Below are 25207 nucleotides of genomic sequence, written 5' to 3' on the forward strand. Positions count from 1 at the left end.
GTATACAGAGGCACCGACATGACCTACCATCCCAAATCGGACTTCATGGCCGTCATGATGCAGCGCGGCTTTCTTGCCGACTGCACCGATTACCAGGGCCTCGACGAGGCGCTGTCCAAGGGGATCGTGCCGGGCTACATCGGGTTCGATGCCACCGCGCAGTCGCTGCACGTGGGCAGCCTGATCCAGATCATGATGCTGCGCTGGATGCAAAAGACCGGGCACCAGCCGATCACGCTGATGGGCGGCGGCACGACCAAGGTGGGCGATCCCAGCTTCCGCGCCGAGGAACGCCCGCTGCTGACGCCGGCGCAGATCGACGCCAACATCGACGGCATCAAGCAGGTCTTTGCCAAGTACCTCGACTACGACACCGGGCCGAACAAGGCCTTGATGCTGAACAACGCCGAGTGGCTGGACGGGCTCAACTACCTCGAGTTCCTGCGCGACATCGGGCGGCACTTCTCGGTCAACCGGATGCTGTCGTTCGAATCGGTGAAATCCCGGCTGGACCGCGAACAGTCGCTGTCCTTCCTCGAATTCAACTACATGATCCTCCAGGCCTACGATTTCCTTGAGCTGCACCGCCGCTACGGCTGCCTGTTGCAGATGGGCGGGTCGGACCAGTGGGGCAACATCGTCAACGGCATCGACCTGACGCGCCGGGTGGTCGACGCGCAGATCTTTGGCCTGACCTCGCCGCTGCTGACCACCTCGGATGGGCGCAAGATGGGCAAGTCGCAGGACGGCGCGGTCTGGCTGAACGCCGACATGCGCGCGCCCTACGAGTTCTGGCAGTTCTGGCGTAATACCACGGACGCAGACGTGGGCCGGTTCCTGAAGCTCTACACTGAGCTGCCGGTCGAGGAATGCGCGCGCCTGGGCGCGCTGGCGGGGTCGGAGATCAACGAAGCCAAGATCGTGCTGGCGAACGAAGTCACCACGCTGTGCCACGGGGCGGACGCGGCAGCGGCGGCTGAGGCGACGGCGCGCGAGGTGTTCGAGCGGGGCGGCATCGGGGATGACCTGCCGACGCTGGAGCTGAGCGCCGAGGAGATCGGCGGCGGCATCTCGATCGTGCAACTGCTGGTGCGGTCGGGTCTGGCCAAGTCCGGCAAGGAGGCCAAGCGGCTGATCGCCGAGAACGGCGCGCGCATCGACGATGCGGCACTGACCGACGCCGGTCTGGTGCTGGACGCCGGCGCGCTGTCCTCGCCGGTCAAGCTGTCGGCCGGCAAGAAGCGGCACGCGCTGGTCAAGCTGGCGGAGTGATCCGCCGCAGGCTCAGAACACCGCCTGGGTCAGCGCCAGAGCCGCAAAGGGCAATGACAGGACCGAGGCCAGCAGCAGGGCGGCGGCAGCGGTAGGCCGTGGCCGGGCGAGAGCCTTGGCATGGGAGCGGGGCGGCGTGGCGCGCGGGGGGGCGTTTTTCATGCCGCCAGTTAACACGATGGAAACTTGCCACAGGGTTAACATGCGCCATGATTCACGCGCTCGCCCTGCCTCTGCCCCAGTCCGAGGAATTTGCCCGCACGTTTGAGGCGCTGGGCCGTCCGCTGCGCCGCTACCGGCGCACCTGCGGCGATGATCCGCGGCTGTGGTGGCAGGTGCAGTCGCGGCGGCTGAAGGCGCTCGGCCGGATCGATCTCGTGTCACGCGGGCCGGTCGCCGCCGAGCCTGCCGACCTGGACGACTGGTCCAACGAGTGGCGCCGCTGGCATGACGGGCGGCCGCTGGTGCTGAATGCCGACGGCATGCCCGCGGGGGCGCTGCGCCGGGCCGGGTTCTGGCCGCTGATGACCCCGGCCAGCCTTGCGCTGCTGCCGCTGGGCGATGACGCAGCGATGCGCGCCGCACTGCGGCAGAAGTGGCGCAACCGCCTGAACCGGGCCGAGGCCGGGCCGCTGACCGTGACGGAACGGGCGCTGACCGACGGCCACTGGATCCTGGGGGCCGAGGCGGCGCAGACGCGCCAGCGGCGCTACCGTGGCCTGCCCGTCGACTTTGCCGCCGCCTTTGCCGCGACAAACCCGGGGCAGGCCCGCGTCTTCGAAGCGCGGCTGGGCGATGCGCCGATCGCCGCCGCGCTGATCCTGAAACATGGCCGCATGGCCACCTGGCAGATCGGCGTGACCAGCGACGAAGGCCGCCGCCACCACGCCATGAACCTGCTGCTGTGGCGCGCCATGTCGCAGCTGGCGGACGCCGGGCATGACTGCCTCGACCTGGGCATTCTCAACAGCCAGGACGCGCCCGGCCTCACGCATTTCAAGCTGGGCACCGGCGCGCGCACCCACCGGCTGGGCGGCACCTGGCTGCATCTGGGCGCGCTCGCCCCGCTCGCCCGCCACCTGCCCGGCTGGCTGATGCGCTGACCGGCAAGCGCACCCCAGGGTTTCTTCTGGCCACAAATATCCTCGGGGGGAGTCGCCCGCAGGGCGGCGGGGGCGGCGCCCCCTCTTCCCCTCACAACAAGCGGTCAGTTCCCCAGCATCCACTTCCCCTCCGGCCAAAAGGCGTGAAAGGCAAAGGCGAACATCACGTCATGCGGCAGGTCCGCGCCACTTTCGTCCCGCACCCGGACGGACCCAACGTCGCGCCCCGCGGCAATCGCGCCCGCATCCAAGGCCGAGGCCTGGCCAGCGCGCCAGGTGATCACCACGCCGGCCTCGCGCACCTCCTGCTCCTGCGCCAGCCGGTCCATCGGCCAGGCGCGGTCGCCCACGCGCACCACCCGCATCAGCGCCGGCACGCCGTGCGGCGGCGGTTCGCCGGAATAGAGGAACGGCCGCTTCGAGGTGTCGTAGCCGCGATAGGGGTTCTGGCCATAGGGGCGGTTCCAGGCGGGTTCCGCCATGACCACCCCGTCGGGATGCCTCTCGCGGAACTGGTCGAGGCTTTCCATCCAGCTGGGCAGCGCGGTCAGCCGCACGCCGGTCAACTCGCCGACGATGCCTTCGCCCAGCGCCTGCTGCCACCAGCTCTGCGTCTCGCGGTCATACATCACCATGTCCGAATTGCGCAGCTTGCCCGAAACGCCGAAGGTCAGCACACGCCCGCCGACCCGCCGGTCGAAGGTCAGCGCGGAATTGCACAGCGGGCAGAAGGTGACCGCCACCGGCACGCCGCCGATGACGTCGTTGACGATCTCGTGCCAGGTCAGGTAGCGGATTGGGTAGGCGCGCGGGCGCTGGCCCTGGATCACAACGGCGATCAGCGGTTCGTTGCCCGGAATGCCGGTCACCTTGTCCAACTCCACGAACTGCGGGTCCGACAGCGCCGGGATGCCGTCCTTGGGCGGGCCGCCGGAGAGGATCTCGGTCCAGCTGGTCACGCTGGTGCGGTCGAAATCCGTATCCGGCCATTCCGACCGCCAGAACGCGGGATCGGCCGTGGCGGCGGCCGCCCAGAGCACGGCAAGACATGAGATGAGCAGACGCATGGACCTTCCTCCCGGGGTTGGCAGGAAGGATGCCGGACCGCAAGCGATCTGGCCAGCCCCGCGCACGCGCTCGTGACGGCGCGTGCGCGGTAGGATCACTCTCCGGTGACGGTCACCGCGACCATGCGGTCGGGTTCGCCCAGCACAGCGCCGTTGGCACGCGCGTCGCCGCGCTTGATGGCGTCGACCACCTCCATGCCCTCGGTCACCTTGCCGACCACGGTGTATTGCCCGTTCAGGAAGGGCCCCGCATCGAACATGATGAAGAACTGCGAGTTGGCGCTGTCCGGGCTCTGCGAGCGGGCCATGCCGACCACGCCGCGCTCGAACGGGATGTCCGAGAACTCGGCCTTGAGGTCGGGCAGGTCCGATCCGCCCATGCCGGCGCGGCGCATGTCAAAGCCCTCGCCCCCCGACTTGCCGAAGGTCACGTCGCCGGTCTGCGCCATGAAGCCGTCGATCACCCGGTGGAACACCACGCCGTCATAGGCGCCGGATTTCGCCAGCGCGGCGATCCGCGCGGCATGGCCGGGGGCCACGTCCTCTAACAGGTCGATGACAACGGTGCCGTTCGCCTCGCCGGCGATCTGGATGCTGAGACCCAGGTCGGCCGCCTCCGGGGTGACGGCAGGCTCTGGCGCGGGGGCCGGAGCGGATGCGGGATCAGGCGCCGGGGCGACAGCCACGGCCTCCGGCACGCCGGTGTCCGGTCCCTGCCTGTCGCGCAGGATCGTGTAGACGCCGGCCAGCACCAGCACCACCGCGATGGCGATGAAGCGTCCGCTATTGCGCGACATCAGCGGCCACCTTGACCGAGATCATCCGGTCGGGTGCTGTGGGCGGCTCGCCCCGGGCGATCTTGTCGACATGCTCCATGCCCGACAGCACGCGGCCATAGACCGTGTACTGGCCGTTCAGGAAATGGTTGTCCTTGAAGTTGATGAAGAACTGCGAATTGGCGCTGTTCGGCGCCTGGCTGCGGGCGGCGCCCAGGGTGCCGCGGTCATGCGGCAGCTTGGAGAACTCGGCCGGCACGTTCGGCAGGTCCGATCCGCCGGTGCCCGCGCGGCGCAGGTTGAAGTCCTTTTCCATGTTGCCGTGGGCCACGTCGCCGGTCTGCGCCATGAAACCCTCGATCACGCGGTGAAAGCAGACGTTGTCATAGGCTCCCGCGCGGGCGAGGTCCTTCATCCGCGCCGCGTGCTGGGGTGCAACCTCGGTCAGCAGTTCGATGACGACGGTGCCGTCCTTGAGTTCCATGAGGATCGTGTTTTCGGGGTCCTTGATGTCGGCCATGTCTCTCTCCGTTCCAAAACTGCGACGAGAGGTAGCCTGAGCCGGGGCCAAAGCCAAGACGGCGTTGACCTCCGGGCCGCTTAGGGTCTAGTGGGCCGGGGAGCACGACACCGGAGGGAACGGGATGGGCTGGAACACGCTGGACGACATGGACCTTGACGGCAAACGGGTCCTGACCCGCGTCGATATCAACGTGCCGATGGAGAACGGGCAGGTCACCGACGCCACCCGGATCGAGCGCATCGCCGCGACGGTGCAGAGCATCCTGGACAAGGGCGGCAAGCCGATCCTGCTGGCCCATTTCGGCCGCCCAAAGGGCGAACGCCGAACCGACATGAGCCTGCAGCCGCTGATCCCCGCGCTGGAGGCAACGCTGGGCGTCGAGGTGGTCTTTGCCGCCGACTGCATCGGTCCCGCCGCGGCGGCGGTGATCGACGGGCTGGGGCCGAACCAGGTGGCGCTGCTGGAAAACACCCGCTTTCACAAGGGCGAGGAAAAGAACGACCCCGAGCTGGTGGCCGCGATGGCGGCGCTGGGCGACGTGTTCTGTTCCGATGCGTTTTCCGCGGCACACCGGGCGCATGCCTCGACAACGGGGCTGGCGCATGCCCTGCCCGCCTGTGCGGGGCGGCTGATGCAGGCGGAACTGGAGACCCTGAACAGCGCGCTGGGCGCGCCGCTGCGGCCGCTGCTGGCGGTCGTGGGCGGGGCCAAGGTCTCGACCAAGCTGGACCTGCTGGGCAACCTCGTCGAAAAGGTCGACGTGCTGGTGATCGGCGGCGGCATGGCCAACACCTTCCTGGCCGCCAAGGGCGTCGACGTGGGCAAGTCGCTGGCCGAGCACGACATGGCCCCCACCGCCCGCGAGATCATGGCCCGGGCCGAGACCGCCGGCTGCCGGATCCTGCTGCCGGTCGACGTGGTGATCGCCCGCGAGTTCAAGGAGGGCGCCGCCAACGAGGTGGTGGCCGTGGACGCCTGCCCGCCGGATGCGATGATCCTGGACGCCGGGCCGCAATCGGTCGAGGCGATCACCGACGCCATCGACGAGGCCCGCACGCTGATCTGGAACGGCCCGCTGGGCGCCTTCGAGATCGCGCCCTTTGACGCCGCGACCAACGCCGCCGCCCGCCACGCCGCCGAGCGCACCGGCCTGGGCAAGCTGGTGTCGGTGGCCGGCGGTGGCGACACGGTCGCCGCGCTGAATAAGGCCGGGGCGGCCTCGGATTTCTCCTACGTCTCAACGGCGGGCGGTGCCTTTCTCGAGTGGATGGAAGGCAAGGTCCTGCCCGGCGTCGCGGCGCTGGACGTGGCAGGCAACGAGCATCACGACGAAGAAGAGTGACGCACCACAGGGCACCCGGGATACTGCCGGGTGCCCGGATCACCGCCCCTGGGCGATCTGGCGTTCCATCGTATAGAGCAGGCGGATCGCCGCGGGCGCGGTAAAGGCGGTGGCATGCCTGCGCTTGTCGCCGCCGTCGAAATCGCTCAGGTCCACCACCTCGATCGGCAGGCCGGCAAGATGCGTCTTGTCCTGGATCGAACCCAGCCGCCAGGGCTTGCCCGTCAGCCAGGCCGAGATGTTCAGCGCCGAGTCCTCGGTCGAGATCACCACGAGAAATGGCTCGGGAAAGGGTTCGATGCGCAGCGCCTGCTGGACAAAGACGTCTTCGTCGATGTCCGGGCTGATCAGCGCCACGCCGCGCAGCGCCTTCAGCACCTTTGTCTTGCCGCCGATGGAGATCTGCCGCAGCGTCTCCATCGTCAGTTGCGAGCCCATGGAATGCGCCAGCAGCGTGACGCGCCAGCCGTCATCGGCCAGGTCGGTCAGCACCTTTTCCAGCCCGTCGCGCGAAAAGATGACGCTGTCGCGGTCGTAGACATAACCACGCGGGTTGCCGGCTGAGGCCCAGGAATAGACCACGATGGGGATCTGCGCGTCAAAGTCGTGCGCGACCTGCGCGACGCGGTAGACCGCCTCGGCGTTGTTGACGTTGTAGCCGTGGACAAACAGCACCATGTCGCGCCGCCCCGGTTGCGAAGCACCCTTGAGCCCGTCGAGAAAGGCCCGGTCTGCGCCGTAAGGCCCGCCGTTGCGGGTCACGAAGTGCTTGTGTGGGTCCGGTTGCGCCCGACCGGGCCACTCGATCTCGCCTCTTTTGTGGCCCGGCGGGATCGAGATGTCGGCCCAGCCATAGCGCAGCGCCCGCCCGCGCGAGTCGCCAAAGGCCTGCTGGACGAGATTCACGTCGCCTTGGGGCGCAAGGTTTCGGTTGGTGGCGACAAAGACGCGCCGCAGGGTGGCGGACTCGCCCTCGGCCAACGGGACATAGCCGATTTCGCCCCGCGTGGCGCAGGACGCAAGGAGGACGCACAGCGACAGGATCAGCAAACCGCGCAACATTCAGGAAAACTCCGCCGTTGCCCGATTCGTTTCCAGCCCCCGGCGGCAGTTCGCGGCGTTGGCGTGCAAGCGTGCAACGCCCGCACCGCGCGGACGGACCTCACGGCGCGGCAAGGTCGCGCAGCAGCCGGATCGCCACCGGCGAGGTGAAGGCGGTGGAATGGCCTGTCCGGTCGCCGCCCTCGATGGAACTCAGATCGATGATGTCGATCGGCAGGTTGGCCAGCCGCGCGGGGTTCTGGATCGAGCCGAGCCGCGTGGGGGTGCCGGTCAGGAAGGCCGAGAGGCTCAGCGCGCGGTCGCGGGTGGAGACGATGATCAGGAAAGGCTGCGGGAAGGGCTTGATGCGGCTGGCCTGCCGCAGGAACACGTCCTCGTCGATGTCTGGGCTGATCAGCGCCACGCCCGACAGGTCCGCCAGCGCGGCACCGCTGCCCGAGATCGCCATCTGGCGCAGAGTCTCCATCACCAGCTGGCTGCCCATGGAATGCGCCACGATCAGCGTGCGCCGGTTGGCGGCGGACAGGCCCTTGAGCAGGGTTTCAAGGTCGTCGCGGGTGAAGATCACGCTGTCGCGGTCATAGACATAGCCGCGCGGATCGCCCGCCGAGGGCCAGGAGAACGAGATCACCGGGTCATCGGTCTCGAAGTCGTGGGCGATCTGCGCCAGCCGGTAGATCGCCTCGGCGTTGTTGATATTGAAGCCGTGCACGAACAGCACCACGTCGGGCCGCCCGTTGTTGCGCGGAAGCGCGCGCAGGAAGGCCTGCTGGTTCGCGTAGCGTTCACCCGAGCGGGCGACGAAATGCCGTGCCGGATCGGGTGTCTGGTCTTCCGGCCACTCGATCCGGCCGATTTCGTGCACCGGCGGAATGGAGATGTCCATGTGCCCGTAGCGCAGCACCGCATCCCGGCTTTCGCCGAAGGTCTGGTTCAGCGCCTCGTCCGGCGCCTCTGCGTCCAGATGGCGGTTGCTGGCGATGTAGACGCGCTGCACCGTCGCGCCGTAGCGGTCCGGCATGAACCCCTGCACGACGGTGATGACTCCGCGCGGCGCACAACCGACGATGGAGAGCGACAGGATCAGGACGACAACGATACGACTCATGGCAGCACAATCGCGCACAGCCGAAGGCGCGTCGAGGGCGTTCACCCCTCCGGAATGACGACGCCGGCGAAATCCGCCCGGATCACCTCGCGCGCGACCTCGGCGAGGCGGTTCAGGCTGGCGGCGTTGCCGCTGCTGGCGCGCCAGACCAGCCCGATGGAGCGGGTAAACCTGCCGCGCCGGAAGGGGCGCACCGCCACGTCGCCGCGCGGGGCGCTGATCTCGGACCGGACGTAGAGCGCGGGCAGAAAGGTCAGCCCCATGTTCATCGCCACCATCTGGCGCAGGGCATCCAGGCTGGTTCCTTCGTAATCCGCGCTGAGATGCGCGCCGAGATCACGGCACAGCGTTGCGATCTGGCCATGCAGGGCATAGGCGCTGGACAGCGACAGCACCTCCTGCCCGGCCAGATCCTCGTCCCGGATCTCGGCGGCTTGGGCCAGCGGATGTTCATGCGCCAGCGCGACCGAAAGCGGCTCACGGAACAGCCGCAGCACGGTGACGTCCCTGGCCGCGACCGGCAGCTGGGTCAGGATGACGTCGTGCCGGCCGGCCACCAGGTCCTCGGTCAGCTCGCGCGGGGCGCCGTCGCGCAGCACCAGCTTGGCTTCGGGGTAGGCGGCGTGCAGGCGGCGCACCAGTCCCGGCAACAGGTACGGCCCGATGGTGGGGGTGGAGCCCAGCCGCAACTGCCCCGGCATCCCGGTTTCCAGCAGCTGCGCGGTTTCGACCAGCGCCTCGAGTTCCTCGACGATCCGGGCGGCGCGTTCCCGCACGGCGCGGCCCTCAGGGGTCAGCACCACGCCGCGCCGACGCCGTTCCACCAGCTTCAGCCGCAGCCGCCGTTCCAGTTCGGCGATTTGCAGGCTGAGCGATGGCTGACTGATCCCGGCGCGCGCGGCGGCGCGGCCATATTGGCCGGTCTCGGCCAGGTGCAGGAAATAGCGCAGCTGGCGCAGGCTGGGGGCTTCGGTCATGGGTGGGCCTCTGGTCGGGGGGCGACACTGGTAATATAGGTATTTCCTATCCAACTTTGCAGTCCCATTGGCTTTCACCCGGGACACCAAGGCCCCATCTCAGGTCCACGGTACACGGCAAGGAGGTAGAAATGACGACGACACGGATGACCAAGGGCAACAGCGCATCGGTTCAGGCGCGGATCGCGGCCCTTCGGACACGCCATGCGGACCTCGAGGCGCAGATCGACAACGAGCACGGGAGACCGCTGCCCAGCGCCGGGCGCCTGCGCGCGCTGAAGGCGCGCAAGCTGATGCTCAAGGACGAGATGGCCTATTACGATGGCGTGTTGCGCACGCTGGCCAACCTGGATTCGGACTCCTCGCGGGGCGCCGCATGATGACCCCGATGGACTACCTGCGTGCGGCGCAGTTGATGCGATCGGGTGACCTCGACGATTTCGCCGACGCCCTGGGCGAGGCGACACCGCCGCCGCCGCGGCCCGGGAGCACCGCCGGCCGAGTACCGGGGCGTGCAGAAATGCAACGCCGGCCGGCAGAGAGCGGCCGCTAGACGGATGATGACCCGCGCGGGATTCCCTTTCCCGCGCGGGTGTGCGAGTCTGGCTGAAGGCGCTCGTTGAATGAGGCGCCGCAAGAGGCAGAGACATGACCACCCGCAGGCCCCGCCCGTCGCTGGGCGTTCTCGTCTTCTTCACCGCCACGCTGAGCCTTTCGGCCTATTTCACCTTTGCCGCCGTGCAGGGCGACTACGGGCTGTTCCGCCGCGCCGAGATCACCACCGAGGGCGACCGCCTCACGCGGGAACTGGAAGGGCTGCGGCTCGAGGTGGTGCGGATGGAGAACCTGACCCGCCGCCTGTCGGACGAATACCTCGACCTCGACCTGCTGGACCAGCAGGCCCGCGACGTGCTGGGCCTGGTGCGCACGGACGAGATCGTGGTGCACTGACCCGGCTGACCGGTCCGACACGCATCGGAAGCGCCCCGGACGGGCTTTACGCCGGGCCGCCCCCCGCCTATCCTTCCGCCAGATAGTTCAGCCTTGAACGATTCCGGGGAGGAGACGGCATGGCGGCCCGCAAGACCACGGCGAAACCCAATGTTTCGCCCGAGGAGCTGACGAAATACTACCGCGACATGCTGCTGATCCGGCGGTTCGAGGAAAAGGCCGGCCAGCTCTATGGCATGGGCCTGATCGGCGGGTTCTGCCATCTCTACATCGGACAAGAGGCCGTGGTGGTCGGCCTGGAGGCCGCCGCCGAAGAGGGTGACAAGCGCATCACCTCCTACCGCGACCACGGCCACATGCTGGCCTGCGGGATGGACCCCAAGGGCGTGATGGCCGAGTTGACCGGCCGCGAAGGCGGCTATTCCAAGGGCAAGGGCGGCAGCATGCACATGTTCAGCCGCGAAAAGCATTTCTACGGCGGGCACGGCATCGTCGGCGCGCAGGTGCCGCTGGGCGCGGGGCTGGCCTTTGCCGACCGCTACAAGGGCAACGGCCGCGTGACCTTTACCTATTTCGGCGACGGCGCGGCCAACCAGGGCCAGGTCTACGAGACCTTCAACATGGCCGCGCTCTGGCAGCTGCCGGTGATCTTCGTGATCGAGAACAACCAGTACGCCATGGGCACGGCGATGAAACGGTCGACCTCCACGCCGGACATCTACCACCGCGGCAACGCGTTCGGTATCCCCGGCGAGATGGTCGACGGCATGGACGTGCTGGCGGTGCGCGACGCCGGGCTGAAGGCGGTGGCACACTGCCGCGCCGGCAAGGGGCCCTACATCCTCGAGGTCAAGACCTACCGCTACCGCGGCCACTCGATGTCGGACCCGGCCAAGTACCGCACCCGCGAGGAAGTGTCGAAGATGCGCGAGGAGCGCGACCCGATCGACCACGTGCGCGACATGCTGCTGCAAGGCGGCCACGCCTCCGAGGAAGACCTCAAGGCGATCGACAAGGCGATCAAGGCCGAGGTCAACGCCTCCGCCGACTTTGCCCGCGAAAGCCCGGAACCGGCGCTGGACGAACTCTGGACCGACATCTACGCGGAGGTCGGCTGATGCCCCACTTCGAGATCCACGCGACCGATCCGGCCCGCGCGCGCCGGTTCTACGGCGGGCTGTTCGGCTGGCGCTTTGACCCGATACCGGGGGCGGAACAGGTGGACTACCAGCTTGTCGCCGGTGCCCTTCTGGGTGACGGCCTGACCGGAGGCATGATGAAGCGCATGGGCCCGGCCCCCGCCCCGCATGGCCCGGTGCGCGGCTGCACCCTGAGCTTTGAGGTCGCGGATGTGGATGACCGCTATCGCTGGGCGCTCGACAACGGCGGGGCCGAGGCGCTGCCCCCGACCGACTATCCCGGCATAGGCCGCGCGGCCTATGTCGAGGATGGCGAAGGCAACATCGTGGGGCTGATCACGCCCGAACCGCGGGGAGAGTGACCGCATGGCAACCGAAATCCTGATGCCCGCGCTGTCGCCGACCATGGAGGAAGGCACCATCGCGAAATGGCTGGTCAAGGAGGGCGACACGGTCTCCTCCGGGGACGTGATCGCCGAGATCGAGACCGACAAGGCGACGATGGAGTTCGAGGCGGTCGACGAAGGCGTGATCGGCAAGATCCTGGTCGCCGAGGGCACGGCGGACGTGAAGGTGAACACCCCCATCGCGGTGCTGGTCGAAGAAGGCGAAAGCCTGGACGCCGCACCCGTTGCCACCGCGCCAAAGGCGCAGGCAACTCCGGCCGCCGAGGTGGCCCCCGCCAGGGCGGCCGGCGAGGCGGCCGGCGCCCCTGCCCCGCAGCCCGAGCGCAATGAGCCCGACTGGCCCGAAGGCACGAAGACCAAAAAGCAGACCGTGCGCGAGGCGCTGCGCGACGCCATGGCCGAGGAGATGCGCCGCGACGGCGAGGTCTTCCTGATGGGCGAGGAGGTCGGCGAATACCAGGGCGCCTACAAGATCAGCCAGGGCCTGCTGGAGGAATTCGGCGCCAAGCGCGTGATCGACACGCCGATCACCGAGCACGGTTTCACCGGCATCGCCGTCGGCGCGGCCTTCGGCGGACTGCGGCCCATCGTCGAGTTCATGACCTTCAACTTCGCCATGCAGGCGATGGACCAGATCATCAACTCGGCCGCCAAGACGCTCTACATGTCCGGCGGGCAGATGGGGTGTCCCATCGTCTTTCGCGGCCCCAACGGTGCGGCCGCCCGCGTCGCCGCCCAGCACAGCCAGGACTACGCCGCCTGGTACGCCCATGTCCCCGGCCTCAAGGTGGTGATGCCCTACTCCGCCTCGGACGCCAAGGGCCTGCTCAAAAGCGCGATCCGCGACCCCAACCCGGTGATCTTCCTCGAAAACGAGATCCTCTACGGCCGCAGCTTCGACGTGCCCGTGCTGGAGGATTTCACCGTCCCCTTCGGCAAGGCCCGCATCTGGCGCGAGGGCACCGACATCACGCTGGTGAGCTTCGGCATCGGCATGACCTACGCGCTCGAGGCCGCCGAGAAACTGGCCGAGGAGGGCATCAGCGCCGAAGTGATCGACCTGCGCACCCTGCGCCCGCTGGACACCGCCACGGTCATCGCCTCGGTGCAAAAGACCAACCGCTGCGTCACCATCGAGGAAGGCTGGCCCGTTGCCTCCATCGGCAACCACATCTCCGCCGTGCTGATGCAGGAGGCCTTCGACTGGCTCGACGCCCCGGTGATCAACCTCACGGGCAAGGACGTGCCGATGCCCTACGCCGCCAACCTCGAACGCCTCGCCCTGGTCACCACGGCCGAGGTGGTCGCCGCGGCGAAGAAGGTCTGCTACCGATGAGCACCCCGGTCGAGGTCCAGGGCCGCGACGTCGCGCGCGAGGCCTACCGCATTGCCACCGATGCAGGCCGCGCCTGGGTCCCGGAATGCCTGATGCAGGGCGGGTTGCGCCCTGGCGGCCGCCCCTCGCACCAGGAGGCCTACGAATGGATCGCGGCGCACCGGACCGCCCTCGCCCGCGCCATCGACGACTTGGCGCGCGGCCGGACCCCGCGCCCGCCCTATGACCTCGTCACGCTGATCGAGGCCCGCTGACATGGGTCTTCTTCTCTGTCCAAATACCCAATTCCACGCCCCGCAGCCGCGCTGAGAGGAGGATCAAGATGCCCACGGAAATCCTCATGCCCGCCCTGTCCCCCACCATGGAGGAAGGCACGCTGGCCCGATGGCTGGTCAAGGAGGGCGACACGGTGTCTTCCGGCGACGTGATCGCCGAGATCGAGACCGACAAGGCGACGATGGAGTTCGAGGCGGTCGACGAAGGCACCATCGGCAGGATCCTCGTCGCCGAGGGCACCGAGGGCGTCAAGGTCAACACCCCCATCGCCGTTCTCTTGGAAGAGGGCGAAAGCGCCGCCGACATCTCCGACGCCCCGGTTGCCACGGCGCCGAAGGCGCAGGCAACCGCGGCCGCCGAGGTGGCCCCGAATGGGGCCGGCGAGACGGCCGCCGCCCCGGCGCAGCCGCGCGAGGGCACGCGCGTCTTCACCTCCCCCCTCGCCCGGCGCATTGCCGATCAGAAAGGCCTGGACCTGGCGCAGATCAAGGGCACCGGCCCGCGCGGCCGCATCGTCAAGGCCGACGTCGAGGCCGCGGCCGATCAGCCCCAGCCCGCCGCCGCACCGACCGCGGCTGCAGCCCCTGCTCCGCAGCCGCGCCCCCCCCTTGCCGCCAACGCCGAGGCCGTGCTCAAGACCTACGCAGACCGCCCGCACAAGGAGATCGCGCTCGACGGGATGCGCCGCACCATCGCCGCGCGCCTCACCGAGGCCAAGCAGACGATCCCGCATTTCTACCTGCGACGCGAGATCCGGCTCGACGCCCTCATGGCCTTCCGCCAGCAGCTGAACGACCAGCTCGCCCCGCGCGGCATCAAGCTCTCGGTCAACGACTTCATCATCAAGGCCTGCGCCAATGCGCTGCAGCAGGTGCCCGCTGCCAACGCGGTCTGGGCTGGTGACCGCATCCTGCAACTGACTCCCTCCGACGTGGCCGTGGCGGTGGCGATCGAGGGCGGTCTGTTCACCCCGGTCCTGCGCGACGCCCACCAGAAAAGCCTCTCCGCCCTCTCGGCCGAGATGAAGGACCTCGCCACCCGCGCCCGCGACCGCAAGCTCGCGCCGCAGGACTACCAGGGCGGCAGCTTTGCCATCTCCAACTTGGGCATGTTCGGGGTCGAGAACTTCGACGCGGTGATCAACCCGCCGCATGGCGCGATCCTCGCCGTCGGCGCCGGACTCAAGAAGCCCGTGGTCGCGGCGGATGGCAGCCTGGCGGTGGCGACCGTCATGTCCGTCACTCTCAGCGTGGATCACCGGGTGATCGACGGCGCGCTGGGGGCCGAATTGCTCAAGGCCATTGTTGAGGGTCTCGAGAATCCGCTCGCCCTGCTGGCCTGACCCGGCCCGCCATGAAAAACGCCGGCACGGCCTTTGGGCCGCCCGGCGTTTCCTTTTCCATTGACCGCACGGGTGCAGCCCCTGTCGTCCGATCAGACCTCGTCGCCGAACAGCAGCTGATCCATGGTCACGGAGGGTTGCGAACACCCCGCCTCCCCGACGATCTTCGCCGGCACACCCGCCACGGTCTTGCAGGGCGGCACGTCCTTCAGCACCACCGACCCGGCGGCGATGCGCGAGCAGTTGCCCACCTTGATGTTGCCCAGCACCTTGGCCCCTGCGCCGATCAGCACGCCATCGCCGATCTTGGGATGGCGGTCCTCTTCTTCCTTGCCGGTGCCGCCCAGTGTCACCGAATGCAGCATCGACACGTTGTCGCCGACGACAGCGGTTTCGCCGATCACGATGGAATGGGCGTGGTCGATCATGATGCCCCGGCCGATCCGCGCAGCGGGGTGGATGTCGATCCCGAAGACCTCGGAACAGCGCATCTGGAAGAAATACGCCAGATCCGTCCGGCCCTGTTGCCAGAGCCAGTGCGCCACCCGGTAGGCTTGCACCGCCTGGAATCCCTTGAAGAACAGCAGCGGCTGTAGAAAGCGATGGCAGGCGGGGTCCCGTTCGTAGGTCGCGGTGATGTCGGCCCGGGCGGCCAGCGCCAGCTCCGCCGACGCGCCATAGGCTTCGTCGCAGATCTCGCGCACGATCTGCTCGGACATCTCTCCATTGGCCAGCTTGAGCGAGATGCGGTAGCTCAGGGCCCGGTCGATCGACGGATGGTGCAGGATCGAGTAATGCACCAGCCCGCCCAGCAGCGGCTCGTCGATCACCGCCTGCTCCGCCTCGCGGCGAATCCGGGCCCAGACCGGGTCCAGTTCCGCCAGTTGTACGCGCGTTTCAGCCATGGCTGTCCTCCTTTGACGCCGCAACCCTATCAGATAGGGTCGCGGGACCGAAACTCAAATCCGTGATGCAGGAGATTTCAATCATGGATGACAGCCGGATCGACCGCTTCCGTGACCTGATCATGTCCCGCCTGGCGGGACTCGACGATGACGACGCGCTGGGCCGCAAGGGTCAGTCGACAGTGCAACTGGACCAGCAGGCCGTCGGGCGGCTTTCGCGGCAGGATGCGCTGCTGAACCAGTCCACGGCCTGGGCCACCCAGGCACGGCGCGACCTGCAACGCCGAGCGTTGCAGGCTGCCCTGGCCCGGATCGAAACCGGAGATTTCGGCTATTGCGCCGACTGCGGCGAACCGATCGTCGAATAGCGGCTGGAACTGGACCCGGCCGTCACCCGCTGCATCTCCTGCGCGTCCGGTTGACACAGCGCCAACAGCGCGCCCAGCACCTGCAACTGGCAGTCCAGGTAGTCCGGGTCGTCAAAGGTCCGCTCGCGTCCCATCTCGTGTCCGTAGGCGGCCGCCATCAAGGTGCCGTTGCCCCAGCGCGGATGCGCCTTGCCTTCGGTCTGGCAGAAAAGGTCGGCCGCCTGCGCCTCGGCGATCAGGCGGCGGGCAACGTCCGCCCGCCGCGCGCCGGTGACCGGCAGCAGTGCCCGCGCCGCAGCACTCACATCCCCCGGCAGCACCGGTCTCATGCCGCCTTACCCCTTTTCACAGCGCGGTTGCAGGTGAGAAGCTGCGGGCGCGCAGGCGATGCGGGTATGGCTGTCATGCTGGCTGTCCCCGATGGCTTGGGTCGCTGAGCCGCCCGTATCGCCGCCTCTGTCCGACCGCTGATTACGCGGTGCCCCCGATGGCTTTGTAAGGCGATGCAGGCGGGACGAGGCACGCTGGCGCCAGTGGGAAAGGAGGCTGGGCGATGAAGATGTGCGTCGGCATAGACGCGGCGAAGGTCACGCATTGGGCGGAGGCGGTGGCGGTGGATGGCGAGGGCCGGGTCGTTCTCGACCGCGCGGTCGAGAACGACCCGGAGGCGATCGACGGCTTTGTCGCGGAGCTTCGCGGGCTCGGACAAGAGATGGCGATCGGGCTCGACGTGGTGGGCTCCTTCGCCCGTTTCCTGGAAGCCACGCTTCTGGCCGAGGGCTTCGCGCTGGTTCACACCCCCGGGATCGCGGTGAACCGCGCCAGTCAGGGCTTCGCCGGCGGCGAGCGAAAGTCCGACCCGCGCGACGCCCGCACCATCGCCGAGCTGGTGCGCACCCGCGATCTTCGGCCGATCCTGCCCGACGACGACAGCATCGTCGCGATCCGGCTCAAGGTCGGGCGCCGGCGCGAGCTGATCCAGGACCAGACACGGCGCATAGCGCGTCTGCGCGGGCTTCTCTGCGGCATTCATCCCGGCCTCGAACGGGCGCTCGACATCACCTGCAAGGGACCTCTGGCGCTGCTCGCGCGCTATGTCACGCCGGCCGAGATCCGCCACGCCGGCAAGGCGCGGATCGTCGCGCATCTGAAGAAGACACCGCATCTGCATGGGACGCAGGCCCTGGCGGACCGTGCCCTGGAGGCGGCCCATGCCCAGAAGATCGCCGTGCCGGGCGAAGCACCCACGGCCGACCTGATCCGGGAACTGGCCGCCGAGGCCCTCGATGCGAGGGCGAAGATCGCGCGCATCGACCGCGACCTCGAGACCCTTCTGACCGACCACCCTGACGGCGCCCTCATCCGTTCGCTGCCGGGGATGGGGGCGGTGCTCGCGGCAGAGTTCATTGCCTGCACCGGCAACATACGGCGCTTCAGATCGGCCGATGCGCTGGCGTCCGCCGCCGGCCTCGCGCCGGTTCAGCGCCAGTCCGGCAAGCGCGCAGTCTGGCGGCGTGCCTATGGCGGAGACAAGGCCCTCAAACGCGTCTTCTACCAGAGCGCCTTCTGCGCCGTCTCCGCCCGAGACCCGCTCTCCAAGGCCTTCTACGACCGCAAGCGCCGCGAGGGAAAGCACCACAACCAGGCTCTCATCGCCCTCGCGCGGCGCCGTGTCACCGTCATCTGGACCATGCTCCAAAGACGCGAGGCCTTCGATCCCGATCGAAAAGCAGCTTGACTTGTCCATTACGCAGCCGCCTCGGCCACTGCGAAGGGTCCCGGCCCGTAACGGTCCGACATCTGCGCCACGGCGATGGCGTAGCTGCCGCTGACCCCGTCGGCGTTCTGTTCCGCGGCGCCATAGGTCCATTCCGGACTGGTCACCAGCGCCTCGCGCAGAACAGTCCCGCCCTGCCGGACCTCGACCCGGTAAAGCTCGCTTGCCTCGCCCAGCGGGACCTCCGCCAGGTCCCAGCCATCGCCGTCAATCCGCGTGCGCCGGATCCAGCGCGCGACAAGGTCGCCGCCCTCGACCGTGGTGCGCAGATGCGCCGGCCGGTAAGGCCGCAGGCCGTTGCCCTCGAAGGTCAGTGCCCGATGGGTATAGGACCCGTGGTCGTAGCCCTGGCTCGCCGGGCCGATGCGGTAATGCCGCTCCAGCCCGCGCTGCGCCGCCTTCAGCCCGATCTGCGCCGGCGCGCCGTTCATCAGCACCACCCAGGAGCCCGCCGGCCAGACCGGGGGCATGATCCCGTCGCTGCCCGCCTGCCCCCGCAACCGGTGCGACAGCAGCCAGCGCCCGTCGGACACCAGCGTCACGTCCCGGAACTGGAACAGTTCCCAGTTGCCCGGCTTGCCGTCACCGACCGCCATCAGGTTCGCGCCGGTCAACAAGGCCGCGTCGCTGACCGAGGCAAGTGTCCCGCTCGCCAGCCGGACTTGCAACGGCGCGCCATGGTCCACTATCCCGGGCCGCGCCGCCGGCAAGTCGGTCTCGGTCACGCCGACCACCGATTGCGCAGCAAGCAGACTGTTCAGGTCATAGCCGGAATCCTGCGCCGCGTCGTAGACAGCGACCGATCCCGGCCAGGGCTCCGCCGTCAGTGCCAGGTGGGGTGCATGCGGCACCTCATCTCCGCTCATCAGAGGCAGGTCGAGGAACACCGGGGCCACCGGCACGGCGGGCGTGAAGGGGCGCAGCCGCGCCGTGTCCTCCGGCATATCCGACGGCAGGAAGACATCCGGCTCGATGCGCACCGCGTCGACGATCTGCCGCTCCATGACTTCGACCCGGTCGATGCGCGCCAGCGTCGTCCCGCTGGCCGCAGGCAGCCGCACGATGTCCCCCGCGCCCAAGGTCAATCGCGACGGCGGCAGGGCAAAGCGCAACGAGTCGCGCGCCACTCGCGCCTCGGACAGCCAGCGCTCGGCGGTCTGCCGTCCCTCGCCTCGCGTCAGGGCCAGCGCTATGTCAGTCTCTGACACCGAATGCGTCGCCTCGTCCGGCAACACCGCCTCTTCGGCGGCCACCTGGTGATCGGCATCCGCCAGGACGAACTGCACCCGCACGCGCCCCGCCATCTCGGCCTCACCCGCTCGGGTCTCTTGCAGGTCGCCGTCGATCTCGTCGCTGACCGCAAGATCGGACATGGACAGATCGACCGCCCCGGACCCGCGCCGCATCCGAAAGACCAGTGTCCCGTCGCGTTCGATCGCGTCAAAGCCATAGGCCAGCATCAAGGGCTGCAAGGCCCGCCGCGCGTCGGTGACCTGCGGCACAACATAGCCGCGAACGACTCCGTGCAAGCCGGAGGTGTCGATCGCCGTCAGCCCCACGCGGTGGCATATCTCCGCGACGACGGACGCCAGGCTCCGCCCCGACAGCCGTCCGTTCAGCCAGTGCCCATGGCGATAGTTGGGTCCGTCCGACCACAGGCTCTCGTTGCCGGGAAACCAGGGGTAAGGTCGCGCGTCCCAAGCCCAGACAAAGGCACGGCTTAGGTCCAGCATCGGCCCCGCGTAGACCGAAGACGCCGGGTTGTTGCCGGTCTCTCCCCAATACCCCAGTTGCGCGCGCAGGTACTGCCGCTGGATCGCCTCGTCGCGCAACCCGTTCGAGAAATGCGGCAGGCGCGATTCCGAGGATTTCGGATCCAGGAACTTGTTGGGCTGGTTAGTGCCCTTGTCGACCGCCGCGCAGCCCAGTTCGGTGAACCAGATCGGCTTGGACTCGGGCTGCCACGCGGTCGGGCTGGCCTGACGCACGCCCGAAATCCGCTCGTGGTGTGCATTGGCCCACCAGTTGCGAATGTCCTTGGTGCGCCAGACCCAGGGTTCGTTATGGGCGCCGTCGCTGATCGGCGTGCGCACCTGCGCCGCGCGGTCCGCTTCCGAATCATAATACCAGTCATACCCCTCGCCGCCCTCGATGTTGGCGCGCAGGTAACCCAGGTCGTGGACCGCGCCCCAGGCGGCATCTGCATGGCTGTCGCCATCGCGCCAGTCGGACAGCGGCATGTAGTTGTCGATGCCGATGAAATCGATCTCGGCATCCGCCCAGAGCGGATCGAGGTGGAAATAGAGGTCACCCGAGCCGTCCTGCGGATGATAGCCGAAATACTCCGACCAGTCGGCGGCATAGCCGATCTTGACCGAGGGACCGAGCAGCGCCCGGCACTCGGCGGCAAGGCTCTTCAGCTGTGCAACGGCGGCAAAGCCGGCAGCCCCCCGAATCTGGGTCAGACCGCGCATCTCGGATCCGATGCAGAACGAGTCGACCCCGCCCGCCACGGCGCACAGCGCCGCCTGGTGCAGGATGAATCGCCGATAGCTCCACTCCGAGGGTCCGCTGTAGGTGACCGCTCCGCCGGACACGCCGAAATCGCTGGCCGAGGCGCTGCCGAAAAACGCCGCGACCTCCGCGTCCGCTGCGGCGGTCTGGTCGGGTGAGCCAGGCTGCCCAGGGGCCATGCTCAGCGTGATACGGCCACGCCAGGGCAGCGCCGGCTGGTCCGCCGCGCCGGTCCAGGGGTCAGGCAGGCCGTTGCCCGCCATCTGGTCCATCAGGATGAAGGGATAGTACATCACAGCAAGGCCGTCGGCCTGCATCCGCCGGATCGCCTGGATGACCGATGCGTCGGTCGGCGTCCCGCCGTACACAGGGCGGCCTGCCTCCTGCGGCACGACCTCCGCCTGGGACCGGGACACCCCAGCCACCGACCAGGCCATTCCCTTGGCGTCGTATTGCGCCTGCTCGACCTTCGGGCGGATCGTGCATGTCCCGCAGCGCAGGTCATCGCCAAACCAACTGACGATCAGAGAGGCCGCACCGATGTTCGGCGCCTCGTCCTTCAACTGCCTCAGGGAGGTGACGAAATCAGGCTCTTCAGACGGCGTGCTCACGTTCGCCACGACACTGCGGCCCGGCGCCGACGGAAGACCGAAGAAGCCCGGCGCGACCTCACTCATGTCACCCAGGTAAACCGGCTCGGTCGCGAGTGCGTACTCCCCGGTGCCCGGGATCATCGCCACGCCCTGCACCAGCGCCGGCACCTCGTCCAGGGCCAGGTCCGGCCGCGCGACCTCGAAACTAAACTGCGGCACCCGGTTGCCAAAGCGCTCCAGCCGCAGGTCCTCGATCACCACATAGGCCGTGCCACGGTAGGCCGGCACCCGCCCGACGCCCTCGACCGCCTCAATCTTGGGGTCTGGGAGTTGGTCCTGCGACCCACTGTAGACGCGCATGTTCAGGTCGCCCACGGCGATCTCTGCCCCGTCCGCCCAGACGCGGTTGACGCCGGTGATCTCGCCCTCGCACAGCGCAAGGGCAAGACTCACCGAATAGCTGTAGGCCTTCACCTTGGGTTGCGACGGCGCCCCCTTGCCCGAGCCGCCGGACTCGCGAACACGCTCCTTGAACTCGGTGGCCCAGATCACGTGCCCGCCCACGCGCATCCGCCCGTGGACTTGCGCGATCGGCGCACCCTCGCCCGCGCCGGTCAGCCGGAACCGGTCGATCTTGCCGGTCTCCACCGCATCGGATCCGGCCCCCAGCAACCGCTGGTCCAATGCCCGCCCAATGGACGCGCCGACAAAGCGGCCCACGGCCGTCATCGACAGACCCAGGAAAGAGCCGCCGATCGAACTGCCGATTGCCGCGCCAGCCGCAGAAAGAAGGATCGTCGCCATCACTCAATCTCCGTTGGAAAGGCAAATCGGGCCACGACCCGACGCGCCCAGGGCGCGCTCAACGCGCTTTCGATCACACCGTGCCCGGTGTAGGCATGGATGAAGGACGCCTCGGCGCCTGTCCTGGCCAGAAGCCCCACGTGTTTGGCCACCGCCCCGTCCCGCATCCGGAACAGCAGAACGTCACCCGCGGCCGCCTCCGCCAGCGGTTTCGCCGACAGGTGCCGCAGCCCCGCATGCCAGAGCAATTCGTCGCCCTGCGGCTCCGACCAGTCCATGCTGTAGGCCGGGATCGCCTCGGGTTCCGGTCCGATCACCTCGCGCCAGACCCCGCGCAAGAGGCCGAGGCAATCACAGCCTGCCCCCCGGACCGAGGCCTGGTGCACATAGGGCGTGCCGATCCAGCCACGCGCGGCCTCCACCACAAGGCTCATCGCCGGCTCCCACCGTCCAGCCGCTTGGCCTGGCTCGGGTGCACGGTGATCCAGTCCTCTTCGGGCAGGTCCGGAAAGCCCCGAAAGTTCAGATGGTTGCCAAATTTCAACCGGCAGGTCTCAAAACGCTTGTCGCAACCGGCGGTGAAGCGCACCTGGTCGCCGGCCACGGGCGCGACGCGCAGCTTCTCCCAGACCTCGATGACCCGCGTGCCATCGGCGCGTAGCTGGTCACGCTTGATCGCAGCGGACAGCCCTTGCGCCGCACCGCTCAGAACCTCCACACGGCCGCGCTGGAACCAGCCCGCGGAAAAGCCCGGCAGGGCACCCGCCAGCAAAACCCGGTCGTCCTCGACGCCGACCAATCCCCCTTCGAAGACATACCCGCCCGAAGTCAGGTCAAACCCGCAATCCTTGTCCCCCAGCACCGCAGTGCACGGTTTCTGGTAGACCCGGCCGACCGGACGGTTCAGCGTCTCGGTCAGGCCACGCAGTTCGGCGTGAAAGGCCCCGTCGCCGCGCCGGATCTCGCCGATCGTGCCGCGGAACAGGATCTTGCGCGCCTCCACGTCCGCCCAGTTCACCAGCCAGCAGACGACCTCCGCGCCATCGTATCGCCCGGCCGCGATGTCGGTCTCCGAGATCGCCGCAGCGCTCAGCGCCCCCATGGCCTCGGAGTTGTCCACCGACAGCCCTGTCGCCTGGCTCAGCGCGCGCGCCGTCAACCCGCTGTCCGCCTTGAAGGTCAGCGTGTCAAACACCAGGTCCCCATCGTGGTCGGTAAACCCCAGGCGCGTCCCGTCCCGGCGCGTCACCGCCCAGGCCCGCGCCACCGTCGTCAGCCCACCCGCCAGGTGGGCGTGTAGCTCCGCCGCCCCCATCAGACCCGAACCTCCACCACCGGTACGTCCGGGACCTGCCCGGCGTTGAAGCTGCCCGCGCTGACATGGATCCGGTCGGTGTCAAACCGCACCGGTACGTCGTAGACAAACCCCGCCCGCACCTCGACGCCGATGCCCGGCGCCACATCCAAAGTCACGACGCCGGTCGCCGGATCGACGGCAAAGCCCGCACCTTCACTCTGCGCAACGCCGCCCACCGCGATCAGCACCGACCCGGCCACAGGCTTGGTGATCGGCCGCAGGTAACTTGCCCCGCCCGAGGCGTAGGTCTTGGACAGTTGGAAAGTCACCGCGACTCCGTCTCCAGTCCCGATCAGCTGGTCCGATGCCGCAGGGATCTGCGACGGCGCGCAGGACTTGAAGTCAGCCCAATCCTTCCAGCGGAAACCGTACAGCTGCCCCTGCCGCGCCTCGAAAAAGGCGATCAGATCCGCCACGTCGTCCAGCGACCGCAGCCCCAGTCCCGCGTCATAGCGGCGGCGCGAATGCGCCCAGGGCGTGTTGCGCTCCTCGAACCCGGAGGTCAGCGCCACGATGTCCGTCCGCCGCTCCGGCCCGCCGACCGAGCCAAAGCTCAGGTCGGTCGGAAATCTCACCTCGTGAAAGCTCATGTCACCCTCCTCAGCGGTTGCGTGCGCCGCGGCCCAGGACCTGGCTCATCCGTGCCGCGATCTGGCTCTGGCTGCGCTGGAAACTGGCCGCATCCGGCGTCGAGATGTTCATCACCACGGTCACCGCCGCCTGCGCCCCGCTCTCGGCGCGCACCCCCAGCCGGCCGTCGGCCCCCCGGGTCAGCGGCATGATCGCCTCCGGCCCCGCCTCGCCCATCAGCCCGGTGCCGCCGCGCATCGGGAACGTTGTCGGCCCGCTGACCACCCCGCCATTGGCAAAGGGCATCACCCGCCCCTGCGAAAAGCTGCCGCCATCGGCAAAGGCGGAAAACCCGCCAAAAACCCCCGACACGGCAGAGGACAACAGCCCGCCCACATGGTTGGCCACCGGCGTCACCGCCGCCTTCCACGCCGCGTCGATCATCGACTGGGCGACCGTCTTCAGCGCGTCCGACAGTTTCATGCCGTCCAGCACCACGCCGTCGATCGCCCGCGCCACACCCCGACTCAGCGTCGCTTCCAGCCTCTCCGCACCGCGGCCTGTCGCCGAAAACGTCTCGTGGATGCGCTTCAGCTCGGCGTCGAACTGCGCCGCCATGCCGACCGCGCCGCCCAGCGAGGTTTCCAGTGCCTCGACCTGGCTTTCCAGGTCCTCGATCATCTCGCTCATGTGCCGTCACCTCGTGTCATGTCGTCGGGAAAGGCCGCCATCAACTCGGTCAGCCGCCCGCGTCCCATCGGCCGCGCACCGCCGCCCTCGCCCAGCATCAGTTGCAGCTCGGCCGGCGTCAGCGCCCAGAATTCCCAGGGTTTGAGGCCAAGGCCCCGCATCCCCGCGCGCATCAGCGCCGGCCAGTCAAACCCGGCCATCCGCCGTCTCCGGCAGCATGAAGGCTCGTGCCAGCAGTTCCGCCGCCGCCCGCGCCGCCGCCATTGGACCGCCGTCGATCTCGGCGGCCAGCAGGTCCTGCGTGCGGCCCGTCCAGCCGCCGCCGCGCAAGCCAGCCACGATCAGCGCCAGAACGTCGCGCGTGCTGAAACTTCCCGCCTCGAACCGCTGCACCAGATCGACAAGCGACCCGCTCTGAAGCTCCGCCTCCAGTTCGGCCAGCGCCCCCAGCGTCAGCCGCATCACGTGGCTCTGGCCATCGACGACCAGAACCACCTCCCCCCGCCACGGATTGCCCATCAGGCCGCCGTAAAGCTCAGGGCCCCGGCCGAGGCGAGCGCCAACTCGTAGGTCGCCTCGCCGTCGTGCGCGCCGGCATATTCGATCGAGGTCACCTGGAACGGCCCTTCGACGGTGCCGAAATCCGGGATGATGACCTGGAATGCCGGTGTCTCGCCGTCAAAGAAGATCTGCCGCGCCCGTTCATCCGTCGCGCCGTCCTTGAACACGCCCGATCCGCTCAGGCTGGCCGAGCGCACGCCCGCGCCGGCCAGCAGCTCGCGCCAGCCCCCGGTCGAGTCCAGCGAGGTCACGTCGACCTGCTCCGCGTTGAAGCTGATTCGCGTGGCACGCAGCCCCGCCAGGGTCTGGAACGACCCGCCCACATCCACCTTGATCAGAAGGTCTTTGCCGTTTTGTGCCGCCATGGCTCTTACTCCGATTTGAAGG

General features: G+C 68.4%; 29 protein-coding genes. 12 read left to right on the forward strand and 17 right to left on the reverse strand.

From position 1 onward, the window contains the following. Positions 1 to 18 precede the first annotated feature (18 nt). The gene (gene tyrS, locus MAA8898_RS04795) at positions 19 to 1272 is read left to right on the forward strand and encodes a tyrosine--tRNA ligase (RefSeq protein ID WP_094019831.1); all 1254 of its coding nucleotides are present in this window, start codon (positions 19 to 21) and stop codon (positions 1270 to 1272) included. 12 nt (positions 1273 to 1284) lie between these two features. Here tyrS and MAA8898_RS26160 read toward each other — a convergent pair whose 3' ends face one another. Then, a complete protein-coding gene (locus tag MAA8898_RS26160) occupies positions 1285 to 1434 on the reverse strand; it encodes a hypothetical protein (RefSeq protein ID WP_176445067.1) in 150 nt (49 codons plus the stop codon). Positions 1435 to 1481: 47 nt separating this feature from the next. On the opposite strand from MAA8898_RS26160, the gene MAA8898_RS04805 reads away from it, so the two are divergent. Then, positions 1482 to 2375, forward strand: a complete 894-nt coding sequence (locus tag MAA8898_RS04805; RefSeq protein WP_094019833.1) for a GNAT family N-acetyltransferase — start codon at positions 1482 to 1484, stop codon at positions 2373 to 2375. Between the two features lie 104 nt (positions 2376 to 2479). Here MAA8898_RS04805 and MAA8898_RS04810 read toward each other — a convergent pair whose 3' ends face one another. From MAA8898_RS04810 to MAA8898_RS04820, 3 genes are all read right to left on the reverse strand, one after another. Further along, complete coding sequence (locus MAA8898_RS04810; RefSeq protein WP_094019834.1) at positions 2480 to 3442, reverse strand: DUF3179 domain-containing protein; 963 nt, start codon at positions 3440 to 3442, stop codon at positions 2480 to 2482. Between the two features lie 95 nt (positions 3443 to 3537). Next, positions 3538 to 4239 (reverse strand): peptidylprolyl isomerase, encoded by a 702-nt coding sequence (locus MAA8898_RS04815; protein WP_306456368.1) that lies wholly within the window; start codon positions 4237 to 4239, stop codon positions 3538 to 3540. Further along, on the reverse strand, positions 4226 to 4738 hold the full coding sequence (locus MAA8898_RS04820) for a peptidylprolyl isomerase (protein WP_094019835.1): 513 nt from the start codon (positions 4736 to 4738) through the stop codon (positions 4226 to 4228). The genes MAA8898_RS04815 and MAA8898_RS04820 overlap by 14 nt, the downstream gene beginning before the upstream one ends. A 124-nt stretch (positions 4739 to 4862) precedes the next feature. Between MAA8898_RS04820 and MAA8898_RS04825 the strand changes: the two genes are divergently transcribed. Beyond that, entirely contained in the window at positions 4863 to 6083 is a 1221-nt protein-coding gene (locus MAA8898_RS04825) for a phosphoglycerate kinase (RefSeq protein WP_094019836.1), read from the forward strand. A 39-nt stretch (positions 6084 to 6122) separates the two neighbouring features. On the opposite strand, the gene MAA8898_RS04830 is transcribed toward MAA8898_RS04825, so the two are convergent. The 3 genes from MAA8898_RS04830 to MAA8898_RS04840 all read right to left on the reverse strand — a co-directional run bounded on the left by MAA8898_RS04830 (position 6123) and on the right by MAA8898_RS04840 (position 9230). Further along, complete coding sequence (locus MAA8898_RS04830) at positions 6123 to 7145, reverse strand: alpha/beta hydrolase (protein WP_094019837.1); 1023 nt, start codon at positions 7143 to 7145, stop codon at positions 6123 to 6125. Between the two features lie 100 nt (positions 7146 to 7245). After that, entirely contained in the window at positions 7246 to 8253 is a 1008-nt protein-coding gene (locus MAA8898_RS04835) for an alpha/beta hydrolase (RefSeq protein ID WP_094019838.1), read from the reverse strand. 41 nt (positions 8254 to 8294) lie between these two features. After that, on the reverse strand, positions 8295 to 9230 hold the full coding sequence (locus MAA8898_RS04840; protein WP_094019839.1) for a hydrogen peroxide-inducible genes activator: 936 nt from the start codon (positions 9228 to 9230) through the stop codon (positions 8295 to 8297). 131 nt (positions 9231 to 9361) lie between these two features. On the opposite strand from MAA8898_RS04840, the gene MAA8898_RS04845 reads away from it, so the two are divergent. The 7 genes from MAA8898_RS04845 (at position 9362) to MAA8898_RS04875 (ending at position 14681) form a co-directional block, all read left to right on the forward strand. After that, entirely contained in the window at positions 9362 to 9610 is a 249-nt protein-coding gene (locus MAA8898_RS04845) for a YdcH family protein (RefSeq protein WP_217900482.1), read from the forward strand. A 268-nt stretch (positions 9611 to 9878) separates the two neighbouring features. Next, the gene (locus MAA8898_RS04850; protein WP_094019841.1) at positions 9879 to 10181 is read left to right on the forward strand and encodes an FtsB family cell division protein; all 303 of its coding nucleotides are present in this window, start codon (positions 9879 to 9881) and stop codon (positions 10179 to 10181) included. A 119-nt stretch (positions 10182 to 10300) separates the two neighbouring features. Then, a complete protein-coding gene (pdhA, locus tag MAA8898_RS04855; RefSeq protein ID WP_094019842.1) occupies positions 10301 to 11299 on the forward strand; it encodes a pyruvate dehydrogenase (acetyl-transferring) E1 component subunit alpha in 999 nt (332 codons plus the stop codon). Then, entirely contained in the window at positions 11299 to 11682 is a 384-nt protein-coding gene (locus MAA8898_RS04860) for a VOC family protein (RefSeq protein WP_094019843.1), read from the forward strand. The genes pdhA and MAA8898_RS04860 overlap by 1 nt, the downstream gene beginning before the upstream one ends. A gap of 4 nt (positions 11683 to 11686) precedes the next feature. Next, positions 11687 to 13063, forward strand: a complete 1377-nt coding sequence (locus MAA8898_RS04865) for a pyruvate dehydrogenase complex E1 component subunit beta (RefSeq protein WP_094019844.1) — start codon at positions 11687 to 11689, stop codon at positions 13061 to 13063. Next, positions 13060 to 13317 (forward strand): hypothetical protein, encoded by a 258-nt coding sequence (locus MAA8898_RS04870; protein ID WP_094019845.1) that lies wholly within the window; start codon positions 13060 to 13062, stop codon positions 13315 to 13317. Before MAA8898_RS04865 ends, MAA8898_RS04870 begins: the two co-directional genes overlap by 4 nt. A gap of 68 nt (positions 13318 to 13385) precedes the next feature. Further along, the gene (locus MAA8898_RS04875) at positions 13386 to 14681 is read left to right on the forward strand and encodes a pyruvate dehydrogenase complex dihydrolipoamide acetyltransferase (RefSeq protein WP_094019846.1); all 1296 of its coding nucleotides are present in this window, start codon (positions 13386 to 13388) and stop codon (positions 14679 to 14681) included. Positions 14682 to 14773: 92 nt separating this feature from the next. Here MAA8898_RS04875 and cysE read toward each other — a convergent pair whose 3' ends face one another. Further along, positions 14774 to 15586, reverse strand: coding sequence for a serine O-acetyltransferase (gene cysE, locus MAA8898_RS04880; protein WP_094019847.1), 813 nt, complete (start codon positions 15584 to 15586; stop codon positions 14774 to 14776). A gap of 83 nt (positions 15587 to 15669) precedes the next feature. Here cysE and MAA8898_RS04885 point away from each other — a divergent pair, with 83 nt between their 5' ends. Continuing rightward, positions 15670 to 15954 carry a TraR/DksA family transcriptional regulator gene (locus tag MAA8898_RS04885; protein WP_306456372.1) on the forward strand — a complete coding sequence of 95 codons (285 nt, stop codon included), beginning with the start codon at positions 15670 to 15672 and terminating at the stop codon, positions 15952 to 15954. Here MAA8898_RS04885 and MAA8898_RS04890 read toward each other — a convergent pair. Then, the gene (locus tag MAA8898_RS04890; protein ID WP_176445068.1) at positions 15918 to 16283 is read right to left on the reverse strand and encodes a DUF7742 family protein; all 366 of its coding nucleotides are present in this window, start codon (positions 16281 to 16283) and stop codon (positions 15918 to 15920) included. The two genes, MAA8898_RS04885 and MAA8898_RS04890, sit on opposite strands and share 37 nt — an antisense overlap. A gap of 224 nt (positions 16284 to 16507) precedes the next feature. On the opposite strand from MAA8898_RS04890, the gene MAA8898_RS04895 reads away from it, so the two are divergent. Next, positions 16508 to 17692, forward strand: a complete 1185-nt coding sequence (locus tag MAA8898_RS04895) for an IS110 family RNA-guided transposase (RefSeq protein WP_094019849.1) — start codon at positions 16508 to 16510, stop codon at positions 17690 to 17692. Between the two features lie 8 nt (positions 17693 to 17700). Here the strand turns inward: MAA8898_RS04895 and MAA8898_RS04900 are convergent, their stop codons facing one another. From MAA8898_RS04900 to MAA8898_RS04935, 8 genes are read right to left on the reverse strand one after another with little or no spacing between them, the layout of a single operon-like run. Then, positions 17701 to 21642: a baseplate multidomain protein megatron gene (locus MAA8898_RS04900; protein WP_094019850.1), complete on the reverse strand. Its 3942-nt coding sequence runs from the start codon at positions 21640 to 21642 to the stop codon at positions 17701 to 17703. Beyond that, positions 21642 to 22076, reverse strand: coding sequence for an NlpC/P60 family protein (locus MAA8898_RS04905; protein ID WP_094019851.1), 435 nt, complete (start codon positions 22074 to 22076; stop codon positions 21642 to 21644). Before MAA8898_RS04905 ends, MAA8898_RS04900 begins: the two co-directional genes overlap by 1 nt. Continuing rightward, positions 22073 to 22957, reverse strand: a complete 885-nt coding sequence (locus MAA8898_RS04910; RefSeq protein ID WP_094019852.1) for a phage/gene transfer agent baseplate hub protein — start codon at positions 22955 to 22957, stop codon at positions 22073 to 22075. The genes MAA8898_RS04905 and MAA8898_RS04910 overlap by 4 nt, the downstream gene beginning before the upstream one ends. Continuing rightward, a complete protein-coding gene (locus tag MAA8898_RS04915; protein ID WP_094019853.1) occupies positions 22957 to 23589 on the reverse strand; it encodes a DUF2460 domain-containing protein in 633 nt (210 codons plus the stop codon). The genes MAA8898_RS04910 and MAA8898_RS04915 overlap by 1 nt, the downstream gene beginning before the upstream one ends. Before the next feature lie 10 nt (positions 23590 to 23599). Continuing rightward, a complete protein-coding gene (locus MAA8898_RS04920; RefSeq protein WP_094019854.1) occupies positions 23600 to 24259 on the reverse strand; it encodes an RcGTA-type gene transfer agent tail tape measure protein in 660 nt (219 codons plus the stop codon). Further along, complete coding sequence (locus tag MAA8898_RS04925) at positions 24256 to 24459, reverse strand: rcc01693 family protein (RefSeq protein WP_094019855.1); 204 nt, start codon at positions 24457 to 24459, stop codon at positions 24256 to 24258. The genes MAA8898_RS04920 and MAA8898_RS04925 overlap by 4 nt, the downstream gene beginning before the upstream one ends. Next, positions 24446 to 24778, reverse strand: coding sequence for a gene transfer agent family protein (locus MAA8898_RS04930; RefSeq protein WP_094019856.1), 333 nt, complete (start codon positions 24776 to 24778; stop codon positions 24446 to 24448). Before MAA8898_RS04930 ends, MAA8898_RS04925 begins: the two co-directional genes overlap by 14 nt. Then, positions 24778 to 25185 carry a phage major tail protein, TP901-1 family gene (locus MAA8898_RS04935; protein ID WP_094019857.1) on the reverse strand — a complete coding sequence of 136 codons (408 nt, stop codon included), beginning with the start codon at positions 25183 to 25185 and terminating at the stop codon, positions 24778 to 24780. The genes MAA8898_RS04930 and MAA8898_RS04935 overlap by 1 nt, the downstream gene beginning before the upstream one ends. Positions 25186 to 25207 lie beyond the last annotated feature (22 nt).

Origin of the sequence: Antarctobacter aquimaris, from assembly GCF_900184945.1 — a bacterium.
Taxonomy (GTDB): domain Bacteria; phylum Pseudomonadota; class Alphaproteobacteria; order Rhodobacterales; family Rhodobacteraceae; genus Maliponia; species Maliponia aquimaris.